Here is a 23,216-nt window from a genome sequence, read left to right on the forward strand (position 1 = left end):
CCTACAGTTCGCCATCGCTCTACTGCTACAAAGTGTTGCTTGTCTCACCCTATGTGGCAAAACAGTGTAATGTTCCGATCTAATTCATCTCCATCTGTGTGAGCTTAAATCCAAAACTCAATCTACTCCTTTTGATCTACGCCCATGTGCGACCTTGCATAGGATGAGGTGTTATTTCTACATCCAAATATAACGTCAAGTTGAGGGTTTTTGACTCTATATCAAAGAGTTCAGCCTCAGAACGTGAATTTAGAATGGATATAACAATGAACATCAAGCTAACAAAACTCAGCATTGCCATGGCATCGCTTGGACTTTTAGCAGGTTGTAATGACCAACTAGAAGTGCAAGTGATGGACGGTTACCTTGAAAGCGCCGAAGTGTGGCTCGACGTAAACGGCAACTATAAGCAGGATGACCACGAACCATCTGCGACCACAGATGAAACTGGATACGCGGTTATCGATATCAGTGGTTTATCGAAACAAGACCGCAACGTACACCTCATCGCGCATGTCCAGCGCGGTATTTCAATAGATAGTGATATCCCTGGAGTCACAGCAACAAGAGATTACTTGATGCTTGCACCAGCAGAGCATAGCTATATCACGCCACTTTCTACCTATGTTTCTCTGCAAATGCTCGATGGTAAGAGTGAAAAAAGAGCAACGAGTAAGCTTAGACGTCAGCTAAAGCAACCTAAGCTAGATTTGGACTCAGATTATATTGAGAACCGACAAACTCTAGTCGCGAGAACCGCAAAATCGTTGAGCCAAGTTTTACCAGATAACATTGAAGAAAGCGGGTTAGAAAACCTTTTAGAAACGGTCGAGTTTGGCGCTAAGGTTTTAGGCCAAGAGAAAAAGCAGGGTAATCGCCGTTTAGAAGGCGTGACCTTAATGATAGATGGGAGCGGGCAGCCCGTTGTCGCAACAGATACCGATGGTGACGGCGTTGCAGATTTAGTGGACCTGTTCCCAAATGATATACAAGAATCTGCCGATAGTGACCAAGATGGCATTGGTGATCATCAAGATTTAGACGATGACAACGACGGCTTTGCTGATAGTGTAGAATTTAGTTTAGGTACAGACCCTTATGACTCAGCGAGCCAGCCAAACGATCTTGATGGCGATAAGATTCCAGACAGCTTAGATTCAGATATCGACGGCGATGGCTGGAGCAACATAGATGAAGAGCGCTTAGGCAGCGACCCATACTCGGCAGAGAGTCAGCCAAATGATTATGATGGCGATGGAATTGCGGATTCAGAAGATCAAGATCTCGACGGCGATGGTGCACCGAATAGCAGTGATGCTTTTCCAAAAGATAAGTTCGAAAGCATGGACACCAATGGTGATGGCTTAGGAGACTTTGCATCGAGTGACGATGATGGAGACGGCATTCCAGACTCCATCGATCCAAATCCTAAGAGCCCAGATAACACCTCAACCGAACCAGCGCCAGCATACCAAGAAGCCGTTATCTACTATAAGCGTGATGATGGTAACTACGCAGATTGGGGCTTACACCTATGGAACAACGCAAGCTGTGATGCAGTAAGCGACGGCGCACTCAATGGTGTTGATTGGGGCAATCCATTGAGTTGGCAGGAGATTGACCCTGAATATGGCGCGAAATTTACTGTAGCGCTCAAAGATGCGCATGGCGCGTGTATGAACTTTATCGTTCATAAAGGAAATGACAAAGCGCTTGGTGGCGATGATCTAAAACTTGAGTTCACTAAAGGCAATACGCTTTACACTGCACATGGTAGCTCTACGCTTAAATACTCTCCTGATGAACAAACCCTCGTCGAGTTATCTGGTGCTGCGGCGCATTGGTTAGATCTTAATAGTTTCGCTTGGTTTGATCACTCAAAAGCGAAGTCTTATCAACTTTGGTCCACTTCGGCTGGTGCTGGAGATATTAGTAAACCGGAGCAGTTTACTAAGAATGAACTCTCGTTAGCTGGCGTAGTCGACAATGCCAAGTTTCCTCATCTGAAAGGTCGCGTTCAATTCGAGTTAGCGGCAACGGCTGAAGAAGCAAAGGCACTACTCAAACAGCAGCTAATTGCCGTAGCACTCGATGAACAAGGTCAACCACTTGTCGCAACGCGTGTTCAAATCCCAGGTATTATTGATGTCCTGTACACCAGTGGTCCGAACGATGCTGACGAAGCGAAGCTCGGTAGTTGGATTGAGGGTGATACAGCAAACTTCGCACTTTGGGCACCAACGGCTCAAGATGTAGAGCTTTATCTATACGATAATGACAAAGCACTTGTTCAAGAGTCGCCGATTAAGATGGCACTAAACTCAGATACTGGTGTTTGGAGTTATCAAGGAAGTGCGGCGTTAGAGAACATCTTCTATCGCTACCGCGTCAAAGCTTACCATCCGAAAACGGACCATGTGGAATGGATGATGAGCACAGACCCTTACTCATTGTCTCTCAGTACCGATAGCTTACATTCGCAGCTTGTGGACTTAAATTCGGCGCGTACTAAGCCAAATGGCTGGGATAGCCACGATATCCCAGAAATCGAAAACCCAGAAGATCACATCATCTATGAGTTACATATCCGTGACTTCAGTGCTAGTGACAAACTAGGAACGCCAGAGAGAAACGGCAAGTACACCGCGTTCTTAGAAGATGAGCGTGATAGCGTTAAGCAACTTAAGTCATTAAAAGAGTCGGGCTTAACGACGATTCATTTACTGCCAAGCTATGACTTAGCTTCTATCCCTGAGCATGAGTCTAAAACTGTGAATCTTAACGATACGGTCGGTAAGTTGTGCTCTGTTAATCCGAAAGCAAAACTGTGTGAAGATGGAACAAGCCATAGTGCGACAATTCTATCGCTACTTGAGCAGACCGATCCAACTACTGGTGAAGCCCAAGCGTTACTGGCGGATATTCGACCTTTAGATGGATTTAACTGGGGCTACGATCCTTTCCACTACAGTGCACCGGAAGGCAGTTATGCGGTCTCTAAAGATGGCACTGATCGTATCCGCGAATATCGTGAAATGGTTAAGAAGCTTCACGATATGGGTTTCCGTGTCGTTCAAGACGTAGTGTATAACCATACCTATTCATCGGGTCTTTACGACAAGTCGGTACTCGATAAAACGGTTCCGGGTTACTACCACCGCTTAAACCCAATGACTGGCGCAGTTGAGAACTCCACTTGTTGTGATAATACGGCTTCTGAAAACCGCATGTTTGAGAAGTTAGTGGCTGACAGCGTCATGATGTGGGCGCAAGACTACAAGATAGATGGCTTCCGTTTTGATTTGATGGGCCACTTAATGAAGTCAAGCATGCTACATATCTACGACAAAGCGAAGCAAGTTGACCCAGATACTTGGTTCTACGGTGAAGGCTGGAACTTCGGTGAGGTTGCTAACGGTCAGCGCGGCGAAAACGCGACACAATGGCCGATGGCAGGCACGGGGATTGGGACATATAACGATAGACTTCGCGATGGCGTTCGTGGCGGTGGGCCATTCGATAGTGGTGACGCACTGCTCCAAACCCCAGGATTTGCTAATGCCGGAGATCGCTTTGATGAAGATCTGAAATCGAAAATGGATCTGATTCGTTACGGTATGACAGGCAACCTACAGAACTACCCGTTAGAGACTTACAGTGGCAGCGTGGTATATGGCAAAGACTACCAGTATGGCGGTCAAGGCGCAGCCTATACACTCGATCCACAAGAGTCGATCAACTACGTATCTAAGCATGATAACCAAACCTTGTGGGACTTTAACCAGTACAAAGCCTCGGCAGATATGACCTCTGCGCAACGTGCACGAATGCAGATTGTGGGTCTATCAACGGTGATGTTAGGCCAAGGCGTACCATTCCTGCATATGGGTTCTGAGTTACTTCGTTCTAAGTCAATGGAACGAGATAGCTACGACAGTGGTGATTGGTACAACAAAGTTGATTTCAGCAAACAAACCAATAACTGGAATATCGGCTTACCGCGCGCAGACAAGGATCAAGCTAATTGGAACGCAATTCAATCAGTGATTAGCAATCCAAACACTGTCGCTTCTGCACAAGACATCGAATGGACAGACAGCGCATTTAAAGCATTGCTGCAAGTGCGCGCATCTACACCTCTGCTTAAGTTGGTATCAGAGCAAGAGGTGGTCGATCGAGTTCGTTTCCGTAATACAGGAAGCAACGCACTACCGGGTTTGATTGCAATGTCAGTCAATGATGGAGTTTCAGTTGGTGCAGACTTAGACCAAAACAATGATGCGATCCTTGTGTTGATCAATGCCAACACCTCTGAGCAGAGTATCAAGATAAATGGCGCGCAAGGCTTTGAATTGCATAGTGCGCTTAAAAACTCGACTGATGACGTAGTTAAGCAGGCTAGTTTTACCAATGAAACCTTTACCGTACCACCACTGACCGCGGCGGTATTTGTATTACCACAAACCGGTCAACAGGGTGAAGGCCTAGTTGTTGACAACAAACCTGTTGATGTTGCGCCTTATGGAAGTACCCAGCTCTATGTTCGTGGCTCAATGAACGGATGGGATACCAGCAATGAAATGCAGTACCAAGGCGAGGGCATTTACACATTTAATGGCTACTTAACCCCTGGTGTGTATGAGTTCAAACTGGCGTCTGCAGATTGGAGCGCGGTAAACCTTGGCTTTGGTGCATTCATTCAAGCAGATGGTTCGGTCACGCTTGAAGATGCGGGTAATGGAAATATTAAAGTGACGGTTACCAGCCAAGGTGTCTATGACTTTAGTTTACATGCCAAAGATCAGTCTTCTCTCATCGTTGCGGTGAAAGATACTGGCCTCGACTATGGATGTTACAGTGACAACAACACGGCTTGTGATTTACGCATCTACCAAGTCATGGTTGAGTCCTTTGTCGATGGTGATTCAAACCACGACTACGGCGTAGGCTATGGTAACTCGCATCATAAAGGGGATCTTCAAGGGATCATTGATAGTCTTGACTATATCAAGAGCCTCAACATGAATGCGCTTTGGCTGACGCCTGTGTTTGATTCATGTGCCGGACAAGGAGGAGACGATAAACTCGATGCGACAGGCTACTTTGCATGTGACTTCTTTAATGTGGACCCTAAATTCGGCACGAACGAGAAGTTAAAAGAGTTGATTGATACAGCTCACGCAAAAGGACTGTATGTATTCTTAGACGGCGTGTTTGGCCATACCAATATCAATGGTGCCAAGCCTTCACCAACAGGCAAGGTGCCTAGTTTAAGAAAAGCGTCAGGTTACCCGGGTCAATATGTCATTTATCCAAACGCCGAAAGTGAAGCATTCTTTACAGAAGTAGCCACGTATTGGATCAAAGAGTATGGGATTGATGGATGGAGACTGGACCAAGCGTACCAAGTTCCCCTAGATAGCTGGCGTAATATCCGCACTGCGGTAGAAGCTGCATCTATGGAAAACGTTCTAGCAGGCAAACAGTGGGGTACATTGGGTTACATGGTCGGTGAAGCATGGAGCAGTGCTGATGAAATCACTAGCACTGTCTATGGCAGCGACGCTAAACCAGGGCTTTCATCTGCATTTAACTTCCCGCTACGTTACGGATTGGTTCAGGCTCTTGCTGTAGAAGAGTCGGGCGCGAAGAGCAATGCACGTGCACTCGATGCCGAATGGAACTCTAGAACCAAAGCGCCTTATCATGCGATGCCAAACTTAATGATTGGTAACCATGATCTAGTACGCTTCGGCGACTTGATTCAACGTGGTGGATTAGGTGACTACTTCCAACGTCATAAAGCTGCGTACAGTTTCTTAGCCGCATATTCTGGCCCAATTACCTTCTATTACGGAGAGGAAATTGGTGATGAAGTTGAAAACTTTGCCGCTAAAGTTACATCAGATTGTGTGAGTCAGGGAATGTGTGATGACCACGTCGCTCGCTCAAGTGCCAAAGTGGAAGGCGTTACGACGACGACTCTTAGCCCGGAGCAAAGCGACCTCAAGCAATACGTCGCTAAGCTGATGAAGGTTCGTAGTGAGCATTCAGCGCTATTCAATGGTAAAAGAACAAACCTATGGCTGGATGATACTCTGTATGCCGATCTAAAAGTGGATGGTCAGCAGCAGGTTATCTACGTTCTGAATACCAGCGAAAGCCAGCGTACGCTTAATGTGGATTTATCACGTATCAAATCATCAACAGAGTTTGTTGATCTAATGACGGGTGAGACTATCAACATTCAGTCTGTTAATGGAGCAGTTCAAGTTTCGCCATTAACGGGTAGATTGCTGCTGGTGGAGTAATGAACGGCTGGTAGTAATCAGGTGAAAACAAAAAAGGCGCTCAACTGAGCGCCTTCTTAATATCTGTCGAAAGTAACTTGTGATTACTTCTTACGGCAGTATTCAGCGATAACGTACATAGATTGGCCGCCATTCGCTTTACCAGAAACAAGCTTAGGGTCGTCGCCGATGCTGATGCCGCGGATAACTGTACCTTGCTTGATGACTTGGTTAGTGCCTTTAACTGGTAGGTCTTTAATTACCGTTACGTCGTCACCTTTTTTAAGTTCAACGCCGTTGCAATCGAATGGTTTGTCGTCAGCAGACATGCCAGTCATTGCCCAGTTCATCTGATCTTCTTCCATGTACATCATGTCTAGCGCATCTTGCGCCCAGCTTTCAGCGTTTAGGCGAGTTAGTTGGCGCCATGCAGTTACTTGAACAGCAGGAACTTGGCTCCACATGCTGTCGTTTAGGCAACGCCAGTGATTGATGTCTTTTGGCTCTTCGATTTCACCTAGACACTTGTCACATACCATGATGGCGTAATCTACTGTCACGTGGCTGTGCGGAGGAACGGCATAAGCGGTTAATGGTGCATCAGCAGCACATAATTCACATTTTGATTGGCAGCGTTCTAGCATAGTAGCTTCAGAAGACATAATGGACTCACATTAGTTAGGTGTTAATTACGCGGCTATTATGCACTTTATCCATCGAAAAGAAAGGGGTATACCGAATAGCAAAGGTTTAACTGATATAAAATTGCTTTACTCTGACTTTTGAATACTAAAGGTAAACAAAATAAGCCCCATCAATGGCTTAATTTGTGTGACATTGTCACATTGTTAGCAATTTCTTTACCTAGTTAGTCAGGATAGGCATAATCAACGGCGTCTTTATATCAAATTAATAGGTTACGAGCGTTGGAACTTCTCTCGATTGAATTTTTAGGTAAGCCGCTTCGTCTAGAAGGCTCTATGGCTGGTTGGCAGCAACTATTTTGGAACAACCAATTGGTCTCACAGCTTGATGCTAATTCAGAGCGTGGCGATAACTCGCATCATCAATTTACTTTGATGAGTGGAGAGCAAGAACTCGTTTGTAAACTTGAAACGACTCTAATCTGGCAACCTTTTACTATTGATTTCCATGCATCAGTGAATGGTGAGACCATCCAACAGGGCAGCCGTGATACCAAAGACATTGAGAAGCAGGTGCCGTTCACGCCACCAGAGCCTGAAAAACGCTTCAGCTTAATTGGTTTAGTCTCTTTAGGTATGAAGGCATTAAAGAGTGCCAAGCTGATTAAAGTGGTGCTAGCTTCGGCGAGTCTCGCAGCTTATTCATGGCTGTTTTCATTTCAGTTTGCTCTCGCGCTGATAGCTTGTTTGGTATTTCACGAGTATGGCCATGTTAAGGCGATGAAGTACTTTGGCATGAAAACAAAAGGAATTTACTTGGTGCCATTTTTAGGTGGTTTGGCGCTCAGTGATGAAAAGATCAATACACGTTGGCAAGATGTTGTTATCTCGATTATGGGGCCGATGTTTGGTTTGATCTTGTCGGTCATCCTTTTGATCGTCTACCTAATTACCGGTGAGATGTTTTTTGCAGGCTTGGCCGTATTTAACGCCTTCTTAAACCTATTCAATCTGCTACCGATACTACCGCTCGACGGCGGACATGTGCTTAAAAGTATCAGCTTCTCAATGAACAGCGTTGCGGGAATCATTCTATGTACCGCGGCAGCGGCTGGTGGAGTGGTACTTAGCTATTCGTTAGGGCTCACTTTATTTGGATTCCTACTGATCATGGGCATGCTAGAAATTGTCATTGAGTGGCGCGGTCGTCACCATAGCCATCTGTTACCACTAGACAGATATGGGCAAATTATCTCGGCGGTGTGGTATGTCGGTTTGGTAGCATCGCTGATTGGTATTATTTGGTTCTTTGCGTCGACAGGGGACCAATTACTGCAGCTACCACTGCTTATACTAGGTACTTAACGAAATATAAAAGGGAGCATCACGCTCCCTTTCTTTTATGAACAATTTGGCCGTGTCGTATTGTAGTTTGGCAAACTTTGGATCTTCGCTTTTAAATCTTGGATACGCGTACTGTGGGAAGGGTGCGTAGAGAGCAACTCCGGTGGTTGTTGGCCACCTGACGCTTTAGCCATGTTCTTCCATAAATCGACGCTTTGGTTAGGATCAAAACCAGATTTCGCCATCAGCTCTAATCCGACAATGTCCGCTTCTGATTCTTGCGTTCGACCATAAGGCATTAATACACCATATTGTACGCCAAGGCCCAGAGCGGCCATCGTGACACCTGTGTACTGAGCGTATTCTGATGAGCCTAACGCGATATTGGTAATTTGTAGACCTGCGTTGGCGATTTGAGACTGAGATAAGCGTTCATTACTGTGGTCAGCAAGGACGTGCGCGATTTCATGGCCTATAACTGTAGCCAACTGATCTTGGTTGACCGCAACATCTAATAACCCGGTATAAACGCCAATCTTGCCGCCAGGTAGTGCAAAAGCATTGACTTGCTCACTGTCAAAAACCACAGCCTCCCATTGATTGAAGCCGGGTTGAGGCGGGACGTGCTTAGTGATCGCTTGAGTGACGCATTGTACATAGGCGTTTGTCTTAGCATCTGTGCTGACTTTCTGATCTTTCTTCATTTGATCAAAAGATCGCGCACCTAGACTGCTCATATCACTATCAGAAAACAGCAACAATTGATTACGTCCAGTTGGAGACGCGCTACAAGCCGCGATGGTGAGTGTTGTGATGACAGTTGATAGCTTTAACCACTTTTGCATTGAGTTCCCTATTGCAAATGCAAGAATCTAATTAGGTAAATCATAACATTAGGTTACAATCCTTGTTAACTGTAGTTGCGATTGGAAATATAAATGAGCATTTGGAAACGCCCCATTGATCTTGAAGTGCTAAATAAAACGTCACAAAATACATTGATAGAGCATCTCAATATTATTTATACCGAATTTGGAGATGACTATATTTCGGCAACCATGCCGGTTTGTTCGTTCACCCACCAGCCATTGGGCATGCTACATGGTGGAGCTTCAGTGGTATTGGCTGAAACATTAGGCTCTGTTGCTGCCAATTTTTGTGTGGCTGAAGGGAGCTATTGTGTCGGGTTAGATATCAATGCCAATCATGTCCGTTCAATGCGCAGTGGCCATGTAATTGGGACAGCTAAGCCGATTCACTTAGGCGTTTCTACGCAAGTTTGGCAAATAAACATTACCGATGATCGTGAAAGGCTTGTTTGCACCAGCAGATTAACTATTGCGGTTAAAAACAAAAAGTCGACAACTCAACGTAAAGAGGCGAAGTGATGGTAATTCATTTCAGTGCGGGGAAGGTCATTGCTACTCCACATGAAATTGTCGTAAAGCTTGAATCCGCGTCTATGGTGACGCTTCAGTCTCAAATCGATGCAATTACCTTAATTGGACGTGGGGCGAATGTCATAGCCGCGAACGGCAGTGAGACAAAGTGGTCGATTAAGCTAGATAACGAAGATCAGCTTCAACAAATCGCACAAGAAACGAGCATCGCGATTCAATAGTCTAATTAGCACTTGATCCTATCTAGATAAATGAGGAAACTCATTAACATATCAATGTTAGTGAGATTTCCTCTTTATGAGTAGCCCCCGCCTAAGAGTTCAGTTTGAAACCCTATTTGAACACTACAAAGGACAAGACTCCGGAGTTCAATTAGAAGAAATTACCGAAATCCTATTTTGTACCCGCCGTAATGCGCGAATCGTACTCAACAAAATGGAAGAAGAAGGGTGGCTAGAGTGGCATCCTGCTCCTGGGCGCGGCAAGCTTTCTCAACTCAACTTTAAAAGAAGCCGAGCTGACGTTAGCGAAAACCTAGCTAAACGATATTTAGAAGAAGGCAAAATAGGGCAAGCGCTAAAGGTGCTTGATCATGATAGTGCCAAACTAGCACAAGTTGTTGAAAAGTATCTTGGTATTGTCCACCAAGAAGGGCAGCAAGTGGTGCGCCTTCCATACTATCGACCGCTTTCGAACCTAAACCCTTTTGATCAAATGCGACGTTCTGAACTGCATATCGCTCAGCAAATCTTTAGTGGTTTAACTCGTATTGATGAACAAGAGCAGTTACAACCTGATCTTGCTCATACATGGGAAATGGTCAGTGCGACACATTGGCGCTTTTACATTCGCCCGAGTGTGCGATTCCACAATGGTGATCTGCTCACCGTTGAAAACATCCTCGATTGTTTAGTCGCATTAAAGCAAAAGACGCTGTTTTCGCACATTGAACGCGTTGAGTCACCTGGTCACTTGATCGTTGATGTTCATCTTGAACGAGCGGACTATAAATTACCTCTTTTGTTATCTGAATCATGCGCAAAAATCACGCTGCCGATAGAAAGCAGAGCAGATAACTTTGATGAATTTCCAATAGGCACTGGCCCTTATCGTATTGTGCAAAACGATCAAAAACGATTGGTTTTACAAGCGTTTGATGGCTATTTTGGTTTTAGACCATTGTTGGATCGAGTCGAAGTTTGGGTGATTGATGAATCGCACTCATCGATGGTTTTTCCGAGTCTCGCTAATCCTGTTCGACCAGAGACGGCTGAGTTTTCTGATGAAGTTGAATTGGACCCGGGTTGTACGTTGTTGATGCTCAACCGTAAGGATGGTTTGGCTGCTACTAACGATTGGGCAAACTATTTTAGCCAAAAACTGACTACACTGAATCTGTTCCAGCAACTCCCACAAGACAAATTGGCTGAGCTCGGTGTCTTGCCCGCCCATGGTTTAAAGCCGGGTTGGTATCACCATACAAAACAAGGTTACACGTCTCCGCCGTCATATCGCACTGTCACTATTGCCTACCATGGACAACACCCAATGTTCCCAACACTGGTTAAATGTATAGAGTCATTGCTCAAGCAAGATGGGTTAGGCGTTAACCTGGTTACCTACGATCAAACTGTGGAAGACACGTCTTCTATCGATATATGGTTAAAGCCAATGGGTATATCAACCAACCGTGATGATGCATTAGCAGGGTGGCTACTTAACTACAGTGATATTGCCGCTCTTAGTAAAGAAGAAGACTTTGATTATTGGGCTCAGCTTGTAAGAGATTGGCAAGCGACGCCGAACTCAGCGTTTCCTTCAAAAGCACTGGGTAAGTCGTTAGCTGAAAAAATGCAGCTGATACCGATGTTTCACTGTTGGTTAGGGGTCAGTAAAGATCAATGTGGCTCATTACAAAACGCAAAATGCAACGCATTGGGTTGGTTTGATTTTAGTAAGGTGTGGGTCAAGCCTCAGCTTCTGACAGACGGCGATGGGACAGAGTAGTGGCGAAACCCAATAAGAAACAGCCAAGTAAAACGGTCAATATCTATTGCGCTAAGTGTAAAGCGCAGCTATTTAAGTACCGTAAAGGAGGCAAGGGCGCTCTGGTTAAGTGTTTTAAAGAGCGTATTGTCGAAGATTTCACGAAAACGCCCTGTTTTTGCCCCGAGTGTGGCGGTGAATTTGCTCGCGACACGCTAGTTCGGGGAACGCCTGCTTACAAGATAATCGGTGGAAAAGTGACCATGAAATAGTGGCATTCTAGAATATTATTTTGGCAAACCTGCTGATTAAAAAGGATACAGAAAGTGTAAATAACAGAGCACTCAAGGTTAATTTTGATCTGAATCGATAAAATACGTAAAAACCGTGTTAAGAGCTATCAATGTTATTTAAAGCTGTTAGAATATCCGCAGTTAATCTTCGGTTTTTCCAAATATATCTCAGAGGTACACAATGGAACTAGGTCTGATCATCACTTTTATCGTTGCAGCAGCTGTTATGGTAAAAAAAGAGATGGCTAGCGCTAAGTAATTCTCACATTTGCTCCATTTTTTATATTCTTTTTAGCAAATGTTAATGATTAAAGCTCCTTAAATGGGAGCTTTTTTGTTTTTAATAGCCTAATAATCAACTCGTTATGCCGATAAAAGTAAAAAAGCCAGCATTGAGCTGGCTTTTGGACTTATTGCTATAATTAGAATTGGTAATCTAAGCTTACACCCCAGTTACGGCCCGGTTCAGAGTAACGATCATTATATGAAGCCGCGCTAGCACTAGAATCAACCGTAAAGTTGTCATACTGCCAATACTTCTTATCGAACGCGTTAAACAGACCTGCTCGCAGTGTAAGATCTGTCATTGGTTGATAATATGCTGTGATATCAACAACGCCATATCCCGCAGAATCTTCATAATCATAAGTTTCTGTTGGCCAATCCGTTTTGCTTGCTACCAGCTTCAATGTAGCCAATCCACCGAATTTGTGTTCAAAGTTGTCATAACCAAGGCCAATAACTGATGTTAAAGGTGCTACAGACGTCAGTTTCTCACTAGTTTTCTTGTCTTCACCTTCAGCGTACGCAATAGAGAAGGTAGTGTATGTACCTTCAGGAGCGCTAAACATCTGATCTAGAAGTAATACATTACTAAATTCAACACCTTTGATCTCAACTTCATCTAAGTTAACTAATGTGAAGTGTTCTTTACCTGGAGTCTTCTCTGGTAGTTGTTCTGTGGAAATAAAGTCTTTGTAGTCGTTAAAGAAGCCAACTAGCTCAAATTGAGCGAACTCATTTTTGCCACGGAAACCGATTTCGTAAGATGTACTTTTCTCTGCTTCAAGGTCTGAGTTTGGTGTAAAGTCAGAACCTTTATCGTACTCGTAATACAGTTGCTCTACGCTAGGCGCTTTGAAGCCCTGACCAACTTGTGCAAAGGTACTTAACTGATCATTAAAGTGATAAACCGCACCAACCTTGCCAGTCAATGCATCATCTTCATTTACCTTGTGCTCTGTCGTGAAACCATCATCTGTAGACGGGTTAGCCTCATAAGCGTCGTAACGTAGGCCTACGTTAAGCACTAGCTGTTCATCAAGAAGGAAAATGTTGTTTTGTGCAAATAGACCCCATTGATCCATTTTCGCGTCTGGAACATTTGTCGCGCCCGGAGAAGAAGTCCCATTGTCATGGAAGTAATCTACGTTGTTTAATGAGAAATCAGTATTTACGTAGTTCAAACCGTAAGTGATCTCATGAGTTGAATGACTTAAGGCAACCACTTTATCGAACTGCGCATCGAACTGGACAGTTTCATCTTCGGCGTAACGTGTTCGTGTACGCTCGCCGCTGTAACCGATCATGCCGAGATGGTCAGTGACTAAAGCATAGTTCTCGTTAGTGCTTTCGGTCGTTTGGAAATTTAGATTGAGCGCCATGGTATCGAAAGCGACGTTATTGCTATGCAGCTCGTAACTGATGCCGATTTTTTCACGTAAAGTTTCATCATCAGACGTTGAGTTGTCATACGTAACAATGTCGCCAAACATAGGGTGGCTAGAAGTGTAATTACCACTGAGCTTATTTTCTTCAAAGTTTTGATTGTTGCGTTCGTACGTCAAGCCGATACGGTTTTGTTCGTTCAACTGATAGTAGACCTTTGCAAGGATATTGCTCATGTCTTTATCAGCAGGGTTTGAAATTCCGCGATCTTCGCCTTCTACATCAGCGCCATCACCATAGGTTTCTGTTTCATGACCTTGCGCATAGGTACCGATAAGAATGGTTTCAAGATCACCGCGACGCATAGCCCAGGTTAACGTATTTTTGAACTGTTCATCGCTTGAAGAGTAAGATGACTTAATCCCAAAGCGAGACTCATCTCCGTCAGTTACAAGGAAGTCTTCAGGATCTTTAGTTTTAAGAACAACTACGCCGCCCAAAGCATTTGAACCGTAAAGGGTCGATGAAGCGCCTTTATTAATTTCAATCGCTTGAAGGGTATCCACTTCAATTGTGTTCGGGTAGATTGCCTGAGTGCCGCCGCCTGAATTGTATGGGGTAACTTGTTGAACACCATCCACAACAACTTTAACTCGGTCACCATCCATACCACGGATATTGAAGCCTGAAATACCGAAGCGACCAGAAGTCGTCGCATCAACGCCAGGAGTGTTAAGAAGAACATCTTTTAAATCGCTTGAAAGAGAGTTGTCGATATCCTCTGAAGAAAATGAGTCAATAGATGCAGCTACGTCTTCTTTGCTTTGCTCGGTACGTGTTGCAGAGACCACAACTTCGTCAAATAGGGCATATTCTTCGGCGGAGGCAGTTGACGTCAGCGCTAAAACGATTGAAGCTGACAGTAGAGATTTCTTATACATTATGTTTATTACCTTTTATCCATATAGGTTTTCGTTGAACGGGGAAATTCTATTGGATCTAAATGATAATTACTATTGTTTGCATTGGCGTTTTTGTTGGTTTTCGTACGCCATGTTTGTCGAAATTAAGATAAATTCCTTAAATTACAGTGGGATAATCATTTATTTAACATTTGTAAAGGTTCAATTAAGACCTGTGTTGCGTGATGTGTGTCACGCTATTCGCAGTGGTTATAGATAAGGAAAGCAGTTGTGCAGAGCCCAATAACATTAGAAGCGCTTCATATATTAGATGCGATAGAAAGGCGAGGAAGCTTCGCAGCAGCAGCAAATGAACTTGACCGAGCGCCTTCATCGTTGAGCTATCAAATTCAAAAGCTCGAACAAGACCTCGATATCATGATATTTGACCGCTCCGGACATAAAGCGAACTTTACAGAAGCAGGGCGCCTTATCCTTGAGCGAGGAAGAGATATCCTTGCTGCGACAGAGAAATTGGTCAACGATGCCAGTGTGCTAGCCAATGGTTGGGAGCTTGATATTACGCTCGCATTTGATGGCATTATTCCGGTTAAAAACTTTTTCAGTTTAGTCGCGGAGCTCGGCAATGTGAGCTCGACACGCATCAAGCTGCAGGAAGAGATTCTCGCCGGTTGTTGGGAGTCATTGAATAATGGCCGAGCTGACTTACTTGTCGCGCCAAGGATTGATACGTTGCCCCAAGATGTGAAAGCGGAAACCATTGGCACAATGGAAATGATTTGGGTCGCGGCGGCTGATCACTATGTGCATAAGCGTGTCGGTGAATTTGATGAAGAGGCGCGTGAAAAGTATCGAATCATTGCCATCGCAGACACGGCAAGGGAGCAACCTGCCTTGACGGTTAACATTACCCAGCGCCAACCTCGACTCACCGTGAGTAACTTTTCAGCCAAGGTTGATGCACTTAAACTAGGTTTAGGGATTGGTACGTTACCGAAGGAATTAGCGTTAGAGCTGATTGAAGAAGGTGTAATTAAACAGATTGAAGGAACCCAACCTCAGCCTATCGACATCATACTGGTGTGGAAACGTAATAAGATTGGCGAAGCGAAATCTTGGTGTATTCAATACTTGATGAAGCACTGGAAGAAGCAATCAAAAGTATAAGCAATAAGGGGAGCTCAATGGCTCCCCTTAATCTATTCCGTTAAGCAAAGGCGCATATCTGCAACGCCATCTTCAAACTGAACATCTAACTCGAACCCGAGCTTTTGAGCCAACATTAACATGCCTCGGTTGGTTGGCATCGTCATCCCAGACATTTGTAAGGTACCTTTGTGACGACAGTATTGAATTATCTTATTCATCAGCACCTTACCTAAGCCGTTACCCTTAAGATCAGAACGGATCAAAATAGCAAATTCTGCATCAGTGTTTTCAGGGTTGATCAAAGCACGCGACACGCCAATGATTGGCGAGCCAGGACGAGATTGACTAACCGCGACAAAGGCCATTTCTCTGTCATAATCAATCTGAGTCAAGTTGGCTAAGGCTTCATGATTAAATTCGCCGACATCACTAAAGAATCGCTTGTAGAGATCCTCTTTCGAGACATTATTAATAAAGTCAGCATGATGTGGCTCATCTTCCGGTAGGATAGGACGCAGCAACACTTGCTCACCATCTTTTAGGTCGATAATTTCTTCATACTCAACGGGATAAGGGCGAATCGCCAATCTTTGTTGTGCATCACCTTCATATCGTTTCAAGACTAAATCAGCATCGATAATGGTGAAGTTGGAACCATTAGCGAGTACTGGATGGATATCCAGCTCATGTACTTGAGGGCAATCTACCACCATCTGAGAGATCCGAACCAGTAATTCAGAAAGCCCGTGAATGTCCATTGGCTCTGGCAGTTTCTGTGGACGAATCTTGCCATTTTTTATTGCTCTAACGATAAGATAACGGGCCAGAGCCATATTAAGCGGAGGCAATGCGGAAGCCGCGTCTAGAGATTCATCCCATTCAGAGCCGCCTTGACCCAGTAAGATTACCGGACCAAAGGTATCGTCATGTTTAACTTTGATGCGAATTTCTTCACCACCTGCAAGCTTAGCCATCCCTTGAACCAATAGCCCATGTATATGAGCAGAAGGATAGGAGAGCTTGGTACGATCTAAGATTGCATCAGAGGCGTTGGCGACTTCAGTACTGTTTCGCAAGTTAAGCATCACGCCCTGAACATCAGATTTGTGGGCGATATCAGGAGAACGAAGCTTTACCGCGACTGGATAGCCAATTTGCTCGGCAACATGAACGGCTTCGCTCGAATCTGATGCAATCCAAGTAGGCAAAACTTCGAAATTGAAGCAGCGCAAAAATGGACCAATTTGATGAGTATCTAGTGATACTGTGTTTTTATCCAGTAGCTTTTCTTCTATCCAATTATTCGCCTCTTTCAACTCGGCAATGTGTACTGGTTCTGCAGTAGTCGGCGTCTCCATCAGTTGCTTTTGGTTACGTCTGTACTCGACAAGGTGCATGAATGCGACGACCGCACTTTCTGGCGTGCGGTAAGTGGGAATCCCTGCTTGAGTGAAAATATCTCGGGCAGGTTTAGCGGTGAGTTCGCCAGACCAGTTGGTGAGAAAATTGAAGCGCTTGTGGCGTGGATGCGCTTTAATCGCATCAACAACCGCTTTGGCTGTTAACTCTGAATGCGCGACGGCAGAAGGGCTATGCATAATCAAAATTGCATCAGCACAATCGGTATCCATCAGCGCGTTGAGTGTATTTACGTAACGGGACTGATCGGCATCACCGACCATATCAATAGGGTTGTTGTAACTCCAACTAGTGGGTAGAAGCGTCGTGAGCTTATCCAAGGTTTCATCAGAGAGCTGTGCTAATTTACCGCCACGTTCAAGTAGTGTGTCGACAGCCATAATTGCAGGGCCACCACCGTTGGTAATGATGGCAAGTTTTTCACCACGAAGAGGCACCGAATGTGTCAGCGTTTCTACCGCTGCAAATAGCTCATGGGAGTTATTTACGCGTAGCATACCGGTTCGGCGAATAGCGGAGTCGTAGATAATATCGAGTGTATCATCGCCACCCGTATGTGCTTTCGCAGCAAGGCGACCCGCGGACGTTCTACCACCTTTTAGAACCAATATACGACGGTTACGTGAGGCAGCACGAGCAGCAGACATAAAACGTCGCGCATCTTTGATCGTATCGACATACAGCAAAATTGCCTCGGTGTGCGTGTCAGTACTTAAATGATCAAGTAGATCAGAAAAGTCGATATCGAGAGCATTACCCAAGGAGATAAACGCAGAAAAGCCGATGTTTTTGTCATTTGCCCAATCGAGAATGGTTGTACACATCGCAGCAGATTGAGAAATAAAGGCGATCTTACCTTTTTCAGCCGTCACAGGAGAGAACGAGGCATTGAAATTTACCCAAGGTAATACGAGCCCTAAACTGTTGGGGCCAAGTATCCGCATACCACTTTGTTTTGCAATTTGAAGACAGGCTGACTGGATACTTTCGCCATCATCATTGGATAAATGCATATCGGCAGAGAGGACAATAACCGATTTTACCTGTTTGTCAGCGAGCTGCTGAAATAGCGCTTGGTTGTATTTTGCGTGTGTGCATAAGATGGCGACATCAGGAATGATTGGCAGTTGTTCAACCGATGGGTAGGCGAGCACACCACAGACCGATGAGTATTTTGGGGTGACGGGCATGATCGCTCCTTCGAATCCACCATGCAGCAAATTCTTCATGACGATATTGCCGGCTCGCATCGGTTTGGTCGATGCACCAATAACAGCGACAGAACGAGGTTTAAAGAGTTGGTTCAAGTTGCTCATCTCATGCTCCCAATACAGCGACAACACTCATCCTAGCGAACCTAATGGTTAAATACTCATAGATTTTGGTGTTGTTTTAATCAGATCACTCGGGCGCTGGTTAAGTTTGTGCCATCCGTCACAGAGTATTGATATATAATTAGAATGTTGGGTTGATTCTCTTCCTTTCTAACGGCATGATTTACAGTAATTTCTAGTTAAGGCATTTAAAATTTCATGAAAAAAATTGCGATTGTTGGCTTATCAGTGGTGCTTTCTGCATGTGTGTCGAGTGACTATGTCACCGATGTAAGCTCAGAAAGCTATCGTGAGGATTACAAAACAGCTAAGGTTGAACAACCAGTTGTATCACAACAGGGAATGACCAACGGCATTTCAGAAGACAACGTTGCTGTTGTTAATGTGTCTAAAACTCCAGAAAAACAGGCAGTAACGACGCAGGCTAAAGCGAAACCAGCTGTCGCGATTATTCCCCCTACCGCTAAACAGCAAGCGATGAACCCTCGTTACGGTTTTACTATCCAAGTGGTTGCTGTTGGTTCTCAAACTAAGGTTGACCAGTTTGCTCGTAAACTGCCACGCGACAATCAACCTATCTGGGAAAACTACAAAGTAGTGAACGGCACTAAATGGTACTCAGTGCTTTACGGTGACTACGCAACTCGCACTGATGCGAAAAAAGCGATCGGCGAACTTCCATCTGAATTCCAGTCATTGAAACCGTTTGTGAAGAGCATTGATGCAATCAAGAACTCTCAATACCCAACTTTGAACAAGTTGAATTAATACCATTTTTATAAGAAGGGGCTATCGCCCCTTTTTTTACGCCTAAATTGTAAGCACTCAGAAGCCAAATTGAGAAATTCTTTGTGAAAACCGTGTAACTGTATGCGCTTTTGATTATCATGTTTTTCTAATCCCTCTGTTGTGTCACGGAAAGATCGATTAATGACTAATACGACAATTCTTCTTCTTTGTGGTGGTGGTTCATCTGAACATGAAGTATCACTCGTTTCTGCAAATTTCCTTCAATCTCAGCTAGAACAAACGCCTGAATTTAATGTTGTTCGCGTCGAGATGAAAACAGATGGGTGGTACACCGACAGTGGCGACCTTGCGTATTTAGACAGCAATTCAGGTACATTGAATACTGATTCTCAGCAGACGAAGTTAGATTTTGTTGTTCCTTGTATTCATGGTTTTCCTGGCGAAACTGGCGACATCCAATCGATGCTTGAGCTATCGGGCATTCCTTATTTAGGTTGTGGCCCTGAAGCGAGCACAAATAGCTTTAACAAGATCACGTCTAAGTTATGGTATGACGCGTTAGGCATTCCGAATACGCCGTATATCTTCCTTTCTGAGAACAGCCAACAAGCTTACGAATTAAGCGAGCAGGCCTTTGAAAAATGGGGAAGTGTCTTCGTCAAAGCTGCACGACAAGGCTCATCAGTAGGTTGTTACAAGGTAACGGAATTATCACAACTACAAGCTGCACTAGACAATGCCTTCGGCTATTCAGACCAAGTACTTGTTGAGCAAGCAGTTAAACCTCGTGAGCTAGAAGTCGCGGCTTATGAACTTGATGGTGAACTGCATATTACAGCACCTGGTGAAATTATTGCGCCGGAAGATGCATTCTATTCTTATGAAGAGAAATACAGCACGGAAAGTCATTCTACAACTAAAGTGGTCGCGACTGACTTAAATGACGAGCAGTTGGCGGTGATCCGTACGAGTTCAGAAAAAGTGTTCACGCAAATGCGCCTGCGTCACTTATCTCGAATTGATTTCTTCTTAACGCCTAGCGGTGAGATCTATTTAAATGAAGTCAACACGTTCCCAGGAATGACGCCGATTTCGATGTTCCCGAAAATGCTTGAGAACAACGGCCATAGTTTTGCTGCATTTCTAGCTAACTGCGTAAAAACATCGATTTAAGTCCAAGGCTTAATTGATTTAAAGACAATCTTTTCTTCTTCTGCCTGTGCCTTATTACCTAAATAGTGATAAGGCATAGCGGCACTCTGCCAGCGACCATATTGCTGGATTTCCCTCACTTTTTTCCCTTTTTTCGCAAGATCAGCAACCGCGCCAACGCGTAACGACTGACCGGAAAACTGAACGTCTAAACCAAGCTTCTTGCTTGCGTTGCGCAATATACGAAAGATTGACGAGTCATCTAATAGCTCTACACTCGTAACGCCATGCTTATCTATCGCGGAAAAAAGTGGCCCGACTGAACTAGGTTTGGCCGAAACCCACTTACTTAGATAGGTACTGGCAGATTCAGATAAGGTATATGTCTCTTGGCCAACCAGTATTTTTCTCGGGTATTGATCATCAATAATATCTTGATGGGATAGTGTTTTAAGTTCACCGCGCTTAAGCATACACTCGAACATGACGTAGTAAATGGCAAGATCACGCTTATCTTTTAACTTAGTCGAACGCTCAAGACGTTGCGTAATCATCTTTAAGTGCTTGAGAGTAAAGGGTTGTGCAGAGGTTGCATCGTGTTTTTTCTCGAGCCTGAGGCGAGATAACGTGGATTGAACCACTTGTGTACTGGTTGGATCGGCAATACCAAGAATACGGTGAACCAAACCTATAGTGACGTTGTAACGCTTAATGGTGGCATATTTTCTTTTCTGCGCTTCGCGTTCCAAAAATAATCGAACAGCCGTCGATGATGCGGGAATAGGGCGCACATGCTTGCTTTGGCAAAACTCACTGAACAGGTTCCAATCTTTTCTCATAGCTAACAGTGAGTTATGAGAATAGGAGTTATCCGTTAGAGAATTGATATCTTCCAATTCGATAGGATTGGAAAATTTAGAGAGAAACTGATTTTTTTCATCTTTGCATGTGATGACGCGAACGATTTTCTTCATTTATACGCACTATAACCAATAAATGTATAACAAATATACTTGATAATGAGCAATTTACAATTATTATTAAACTAATCTAATACAACGATAATAATCATTATGGCTGCTGCTACTTACAGAGGCTTCGTCCTCAAAACTGCTGGAAATTCAACGGAAGTTTGGCAAGTTCAAATCAAAAACCACGTACTGTCAGGCAGCATGGCTGCTGTGAAGAAAAGTATCGATTGGTTCTGCGATACGGCTTCGATCATCGATCCTAAAGAGTTTAGCTCGTTGGCTGAAAAGAAAACGCAGACCGGAAGTCCTGTACAGGAGAACTTTAACGGTTATACGCTAAAAAACGACACGGGTGACGCGAATAGTTGGTACTGTTTCTTCAATGGCCGTCTTATTAAAGGCGGAAAACTTGCTATACAGAAGCATATAGAGGCATACTTGCTGGCTAAGCAAAAAGCCGAACAGCAACAGAAGAAATAACACTTATGACTCTTGTATATAGTACTGATGTAGGTCGAATCAAACCTGAAGAAGAAAAGCCACAGCGTGAAAAAGGCGATGGAATCGTCCGTATAACGCGTCAAACTAAAGGACGTAAAGGTAAAGGCGTTTCTATAGTCACTGGCTTAGATTTGGATGATGCTCCTTTAAAGCTGTTAGCAGCAGAGCTTAAGAAAGTATGTGGTTGTGGTGGCTCAGTAAAAGACGGCACAATTGAAATTCAAGGCGATGTTCGTGACAAGATCAAAGTACACCTTGAAAAGAAAGGTCACACAGTAAAGCTAGCCGGCGGCTAAACCTAAGAACAGGTTTGTTAATCTCTGATTATCAAACTAGTTATTAGGTATTTTATGTAAAATGCGATTATGTTGAATTAGACAACATACTAAGCGAAAGCAGGCTAGTTTAAATAGAGCACTTCATTGTGCTCTTTTGTTTATTGATGTTATTTACCATAATATACATAATGCGCACTAACTCGTGTGAAGGTAATATAGTAATGTCCAATAAAAGCCCGCGCTTTGGCGGACTTGATTGTGATCGCTTGTTAAGGTCTGTGCGCCTCTAATGAAATATCGAGTGCTGTGAGTTGCTCGCCATCGTCTACCCAGACCATATTGGTAAACTGGTAAATATTGCTGTCAACGGACACTGAAAACGATGTATCACTGTTCACTTTGATGTCTAGCTTCTGGCTGTCTGTCACTAAGAACGGCTTTTGCCTTTCCTGATTCGCATCAGTGACGTAGTAATAGTATCTAAAGCCGACAGTAGCGCCACCGCTATTGTTACGAAAACCTTCAACTGAGACGGTTTTTGAGATCGGGATTTCGAACACCTGTTTATCCAATTCAAGCTCTGGTTTAAGAAACTCGCTTGCCGCGATGGCTATTATCGCGCCGAGCGCAATCAGGCTAATAACCTTTATTTTTTGCATACTCTATCCCTAGCTTAATAAATCGCTGATCGTTCGGGTCATCACCATACGGTGGCGAGCTCCAACAGTCGCCCCAACGATCCAATGACGTCCCTGCTTTCATCTGAGCGCAACCGGCTGCACGCAGTAAGACGCTTTCAGGAATACCACCGGCATAGCCAACAGCACCATAATGAAAGTTACCGAAATCTTCAAATGACCCGCGTTGTTTGAAATCCCAAGGTCCTTTATTTCTGACTTGCTCATAAAACCAGTGATAGTCTAATGGACCCACAAGCGTGCCAAACTCCCGTCGAATATAGGCCATATTGGCATCGACGGACACACCCTCTGGGCTTGTTGGATGAGTAGACATATCGCTCTCCCTGTATAGCACATATGATAACGACATTATCTTATCAGCGAAGACCGCTGGGTAAAAATTTGCCTAAATGCTTAACGAAGAAAAGAATTTG

General features: G+C 44.2%; 18 protein-coding genes. 11 read left to right on the top strand and 7 right to left on the bottom strand.

The annotated features are described in order from the left end of the window. Window positions 1-266 precede the first annotated feature (266 nt). Window positions 267-6,311 (top strand): pullulanase-type alpha-1,6-glucosidase, encoded by a 6,045-nt coding sequence (pulA, locus tag VIA_RS06170; protein WP_004411752.1) that lies wholly within the window; start codon window positions 267-269, stop codon window positions 6,309-6,311. 83 nt (window positions 6,312-6,394) lie between these two features. On the opposite strand, the gene VIA_RS06175 is transcribed toward pulA, so the two are convergent. After that, complete coding sequence (locus tag VIA_RS06175; RefSeq protein ID WP_004411753.1) at window positions 6,395-6,952, bottom strand: PhnA domain-containing protein; 558 nt, start codon at window positions 6,950-6,952, stop codon at window positions 6,395-6,397. Between the two features lie 264 nt (window positions 6,953-7,216). Here VIA_RS06175 and VIA_RS06180 point away from each other — a divergent pair, with 264 nt between their 5' ends. Next, entirely contained in the window at window positions 7,217-8,299 is a 1,083-nt protein-coding gene (locus VIA_RS06180; protein WP_004411754.1) for a site-2 protease family protein, read from the top strand. Window positions 8,300-8,334: 35 nt separating this feature from the next. On the opposite strand, the gene VIA_RS06185 is transcribed toward VIA_RS06180, so the two are convergent. Beyond that, entirely contained in the window at window positions 8,335-9,123 is a 789-nt protein-coding gene (locus VIA_RS06185) for a M48 family metallopeptidase (protein ID WP_004411755.1), read from the bottom strand. A 93-nt stretch (window positions 9,124-9,216) separates the two neighbouring features. On the opposite strand from VIA_RS06185, the gene VIA_RS06190 reads away from it, so the two are divergent. The 4 genes from VIA_RS06190 (at window position 9,217) to VIA_RS06205 (ending at window position 11,936) form a co-directional block, all read left to right on the top strand. Beyond that, window positions 9,217-9,666: a hotdog fold thioesterase gene (locus VIA_RS06190; RefSeq protein ID WP_004411757.1), complete on the top strand. Its 450-nt coding sequence runs from the start codon at window positions 9,217-9,219 to the stop codon at window positions 9,664-9,666. Continuing rightward, a complete protein-coding gene (locus VIA_RS06195) occupies window positions 9,666-9,899 on the top strand; it encodes a DUF3389 domain-containing protein (protein ID WP_004411760.1) in 234 nt (77 codons plus the stop codon). The genes VIA_RS06190 and VIA_RS06195 overlap by 1 nt, the downstream gene beginning before the upstream one ends. 76 nt (window positions 9,900-9,975) lie before the next feature. Next, entirely contained in the window at window positions 9,976-11,685 is a 1,710-nt protein-coding gene (locus VIA_RS06200; RefSeq protein WP_004411761.1) for an SgrR family transcriptional regulator, read from the top strand. Beyond that, the gene (locus VIA_RS06205) at window positions 11,685-11,936 is read left to right on the top strand and encodes a hypothetical protein (RefSeq protein WP_004411762.1); all 252 of its coding nucleotides are present in this window, start codon (window positions 11,685-11,687) and stop codon (window positions 11,934-11,936) included. Before VIA_RS06200 ends, VIA_RS06205 begins: the two co-directional genes overlap by 1 nt. Before the next feature lie 443 nt (window positions 11,937-12,379). Here VIA_RS06205 and VIA_RS06210 read toward each other — a convergent pair whose 3' ends face one another. After that, window positions 12,380-14,566 (bottom strand): TonB-dependent hemoglobin/transferrin/lactoferrin family receptor, encoded by a 2,187-nt coding sequence (locus VIA_RS06210; protein WP_004411763.1) that lies wholly within the window; start codon window positions 14,564-14,566, stop codon window positions 12,380-12,382. 252 nt (window positions 14,567-14,818) lie between these two features. On the opposite strand from VIA_RS06210, the gene VIA_RS06215 reads away from it, so the two are divergent. Next, entirely contained in the window at window positions 14,819-15,715 is an 897-nt protein-coding gene (locus tag VIA_RS06215; protein WP_004411764.1) for a LysR family transcriptional regulator, read from the top strand. 32 nt (window positions 15,716-15,747) lie between these two features. On the opposite strand, the gene VIA_RS06220 is transcribed toward VIA_RS06215, so the two are convergent. Next, window positions 15,748-18,432 carry a bifunctional acetate--CoA ligase family protein/GNAT family N-acetyltransferase gene (locus VIA_RS06220; RefSeq protein ID WP_004411765.1) on the bottom strand — a complete coding sequence of 895 codons (2,685 nt, stop codon included), beginning with the start codon at window positions 18,430-18,432 and terminating at the stop codon, window positions 15,748-15,750. Between the two features lie 216 nt (window positions 18,433-18,648). On the opposite strand from VIA_RS06220, the gene VIA_RS06225 reads away from it, so the two are divergent. After that, on the top strand, window positions 18,649-19,218 hold the full coding sequence (locus VIA_RS06225; protein WP_004411767.1) for an SPOR domain-containing protein: 570 nt from the start codon (window positions 18,649-18,651) through the stop codon (window positions 19,216-19,218). Between the two features lie 162 nt (window positions 19,219-19,380). Beyond that, a complete protein-coding gene (locus VIA_RS06230) occupies window positions 19,381-20,373 on the top strand; it encodes a D-alanine--D-alanine ligase (RefSeq protein WP_004411769.1) in 993 nt (330 codons plus the stop codon). Here VIA_RS06230 and VIA_RS06235 read toward each other — a convergent pair. Then, window positions 20,370-21,326: a tyrosine-type recombinase/integrase gene (locus VIA_RS06235; protein ID WP_004411772.1), complete on the bottom strand. Its 957-nt coding sequence runs from the start codon at window positions 21,324-21,326 to the stop codon at window positions 20,370-20,372. The genes VIA_RS06230 and VIA_RS06235 overlap by 4 nt on opposite strands. Before the next feature lie 99 nt (window positions 21,327-21,425). Here VIA_RS06235 and VIA_RS06240 point away from each other — a divergent pair, with 99 nt between their 5' ends. Both VIA_RS06240 and yciH read left to right on the top strand, forming a co-directional pair. After that, on the top strand, window positions 21,426-21,803 hold the full coding sequence (locus VIA_RS06240) for a DUF3319 domain-containing protein (protein WP_004411773.1): 378 nt from the start codon (window positions 21,426-21,428) through the stop codon (window positions 21,801-21,803). A 5-nt stretch (window positions 21,804-21,808) separates the two neighbouring features. Beyond that, window positions 21,809-22,120: a stress response translation initiation inhibitor YciH gene (gene yciH / locus VIA_RS06245; protein WP_004411775.1), complete on the top strand. Its 312-nt coding sequence runs from the start codon at window positions 21,809-21,811 to the stop codon at window positions 22,118-22,120. 251 nt (window positions 22,121-22,371) lie between these two features. On the opposite strand, the gene VIA_RS06250 is transcribed toward yciH, so the two are convergent. Both VIA_RS06250 and VIA_RS06255 read right to left on the bottom strand, forming a co-directional pair. After that, window positions 22,372-22,761, bottom strand: coding sequence for a hypothetical protein (locus tag VIA_RS06250; RefSeq protein WP_004411777.1), 390 nt, complete (start codon window positions 22,759-22,761; stop codon window positions 22,372-22,374). Then, entirely contained in the window at window positions 22,739-23,116 is a 378-nt protein-coding gene (locus VIA_RS06255) for a polymorphic toxin type 44 domain-containing protein (protein ID WP_004411779.1), read from the bottom strand. Before VIA_RS06255 ends, VIA_RS06250 begins: the two co-directional genes overlap by 23 nt. Window positions 23,117-23,216 lie beyond the last annotated feature (100 nt).

The sequence above is a fragment of the Vibrio orientalis CIP 102891 = ATCC 33934 genome (genome assembly GCF_000176235.1).
GTDB lineage: Bacteria > Pseudomonadota > Gammaproteobacteria > Enterobacterales > Vibrionaceae > Vibrio > Vibrio orientalis.

Excerpts from the sequence above, each read along its gene's own strand:
- VIA_RS06185 (WP_004411755.1), bottom strand. The coding sequence starts at position 9,123 with ATGCAAAAGTGGTTAAAGCTATCAACTGTCATCACAACACTCACCATC.
- VIA_RS06235 (WP_004411772.1), bottom strand. The coding sequence starts at position 21,326 with ATGAAGAAAATCGTTCGCGTCATCACATGCAAAGATGAAAAAAATCAG.
- VIA_RS06210 (WP_004411763.1), bottom strand. The coding sequence starts at position 14,566 with ATGTATAAGAAATCTCTACTGTCAGCTTCAATCGTTTTAGCGCTGACG.
- yciH (WP_004411775.1), top strand. The coding sequence starts at position 21,809 with ATGACTCTTGTATATAGTACTGATGTAGGTCGAATCAAACCTGAAGAA.
- VIA_RS06175 (WP_004411753.1), bottom strand. The coding sequence starts at position 6,952 with ATGTCTTCTGAAGCTACTATGCTAGAACGCTGCCAATCAAAATGTGAA.
- VIA_RS06255 (WP_004411779.1), bottom strand. The coding sequence starts at position 23,116 with ATGTCTACTCATCCAACAAGCCCAGAGGGTGTGTCCGTCGATGCCAAT.
- VIA_RS06225 (WP_004411767.1), top strand. The coding sequence starts at position 18,649 with ATGAAAAAAATTGCGATTGTTGGCTTATCAGTGGTGCTTTCTGCATGT.
- VIA_RS06240 (WP_004411773.1), top strand. The coding sequence starts at position 21,426 with ATGGCTGCTGCTACTTACAGAGGCTTCGTCCTCAAAACTGCTGGAAAT.
- VIA_RS06195 (WP_004411760.1), top strand. The coding sequence starts at position 9,666 with ATGGTAATTCATTTCAGTGCGGGGAAGGTCATTGCTACTCCACATGAA.
- VIA_RS06220 (WP_004411765.1), bottom strand. The coding sequence starts at position 18,432 with ATGAGCAACTTGAACCAACTCTTTAAACCTCGTTCTGTCGCTGTTATT.
- VIA_RS06250 (WP_004411777.1), bottom strand. The coding sequence starts at position 22,761 with ATGCAAAAAATAAAGGTTATTAGCCTGATTGCGCTCGGCGCGATAATA.
- VIA_RS06190 (WP_004411757.1), top strand. The coding sequence starts at position 9,217 with ATGAGCATTTGGAAACGCCCCATTGATCTTGAAGTGCTAAATAAAACG.
- pulA (WP_004411752.1), top strand. The coding sequence starts at position 267 with ATGAACATCAAGCTAACAAAACTCAGCATTGCCATGGCATCGCTTGGA.
- VIA_RS06230 (WP_004411769.1), top strand. The coding sequence starts at position 19,381 with ATGACTAATACGACAATTCTTCTTCTTTGTGGTGGTGGTTCATCTGAA.
- VIA_RS06200 (WP_004411761.1), top strand. The coding sequence starts at position 9,976 with ATGAGTAGCCCCCGCCTAAGAGTTCAGTTTGAAACCCTATTTGAACAC.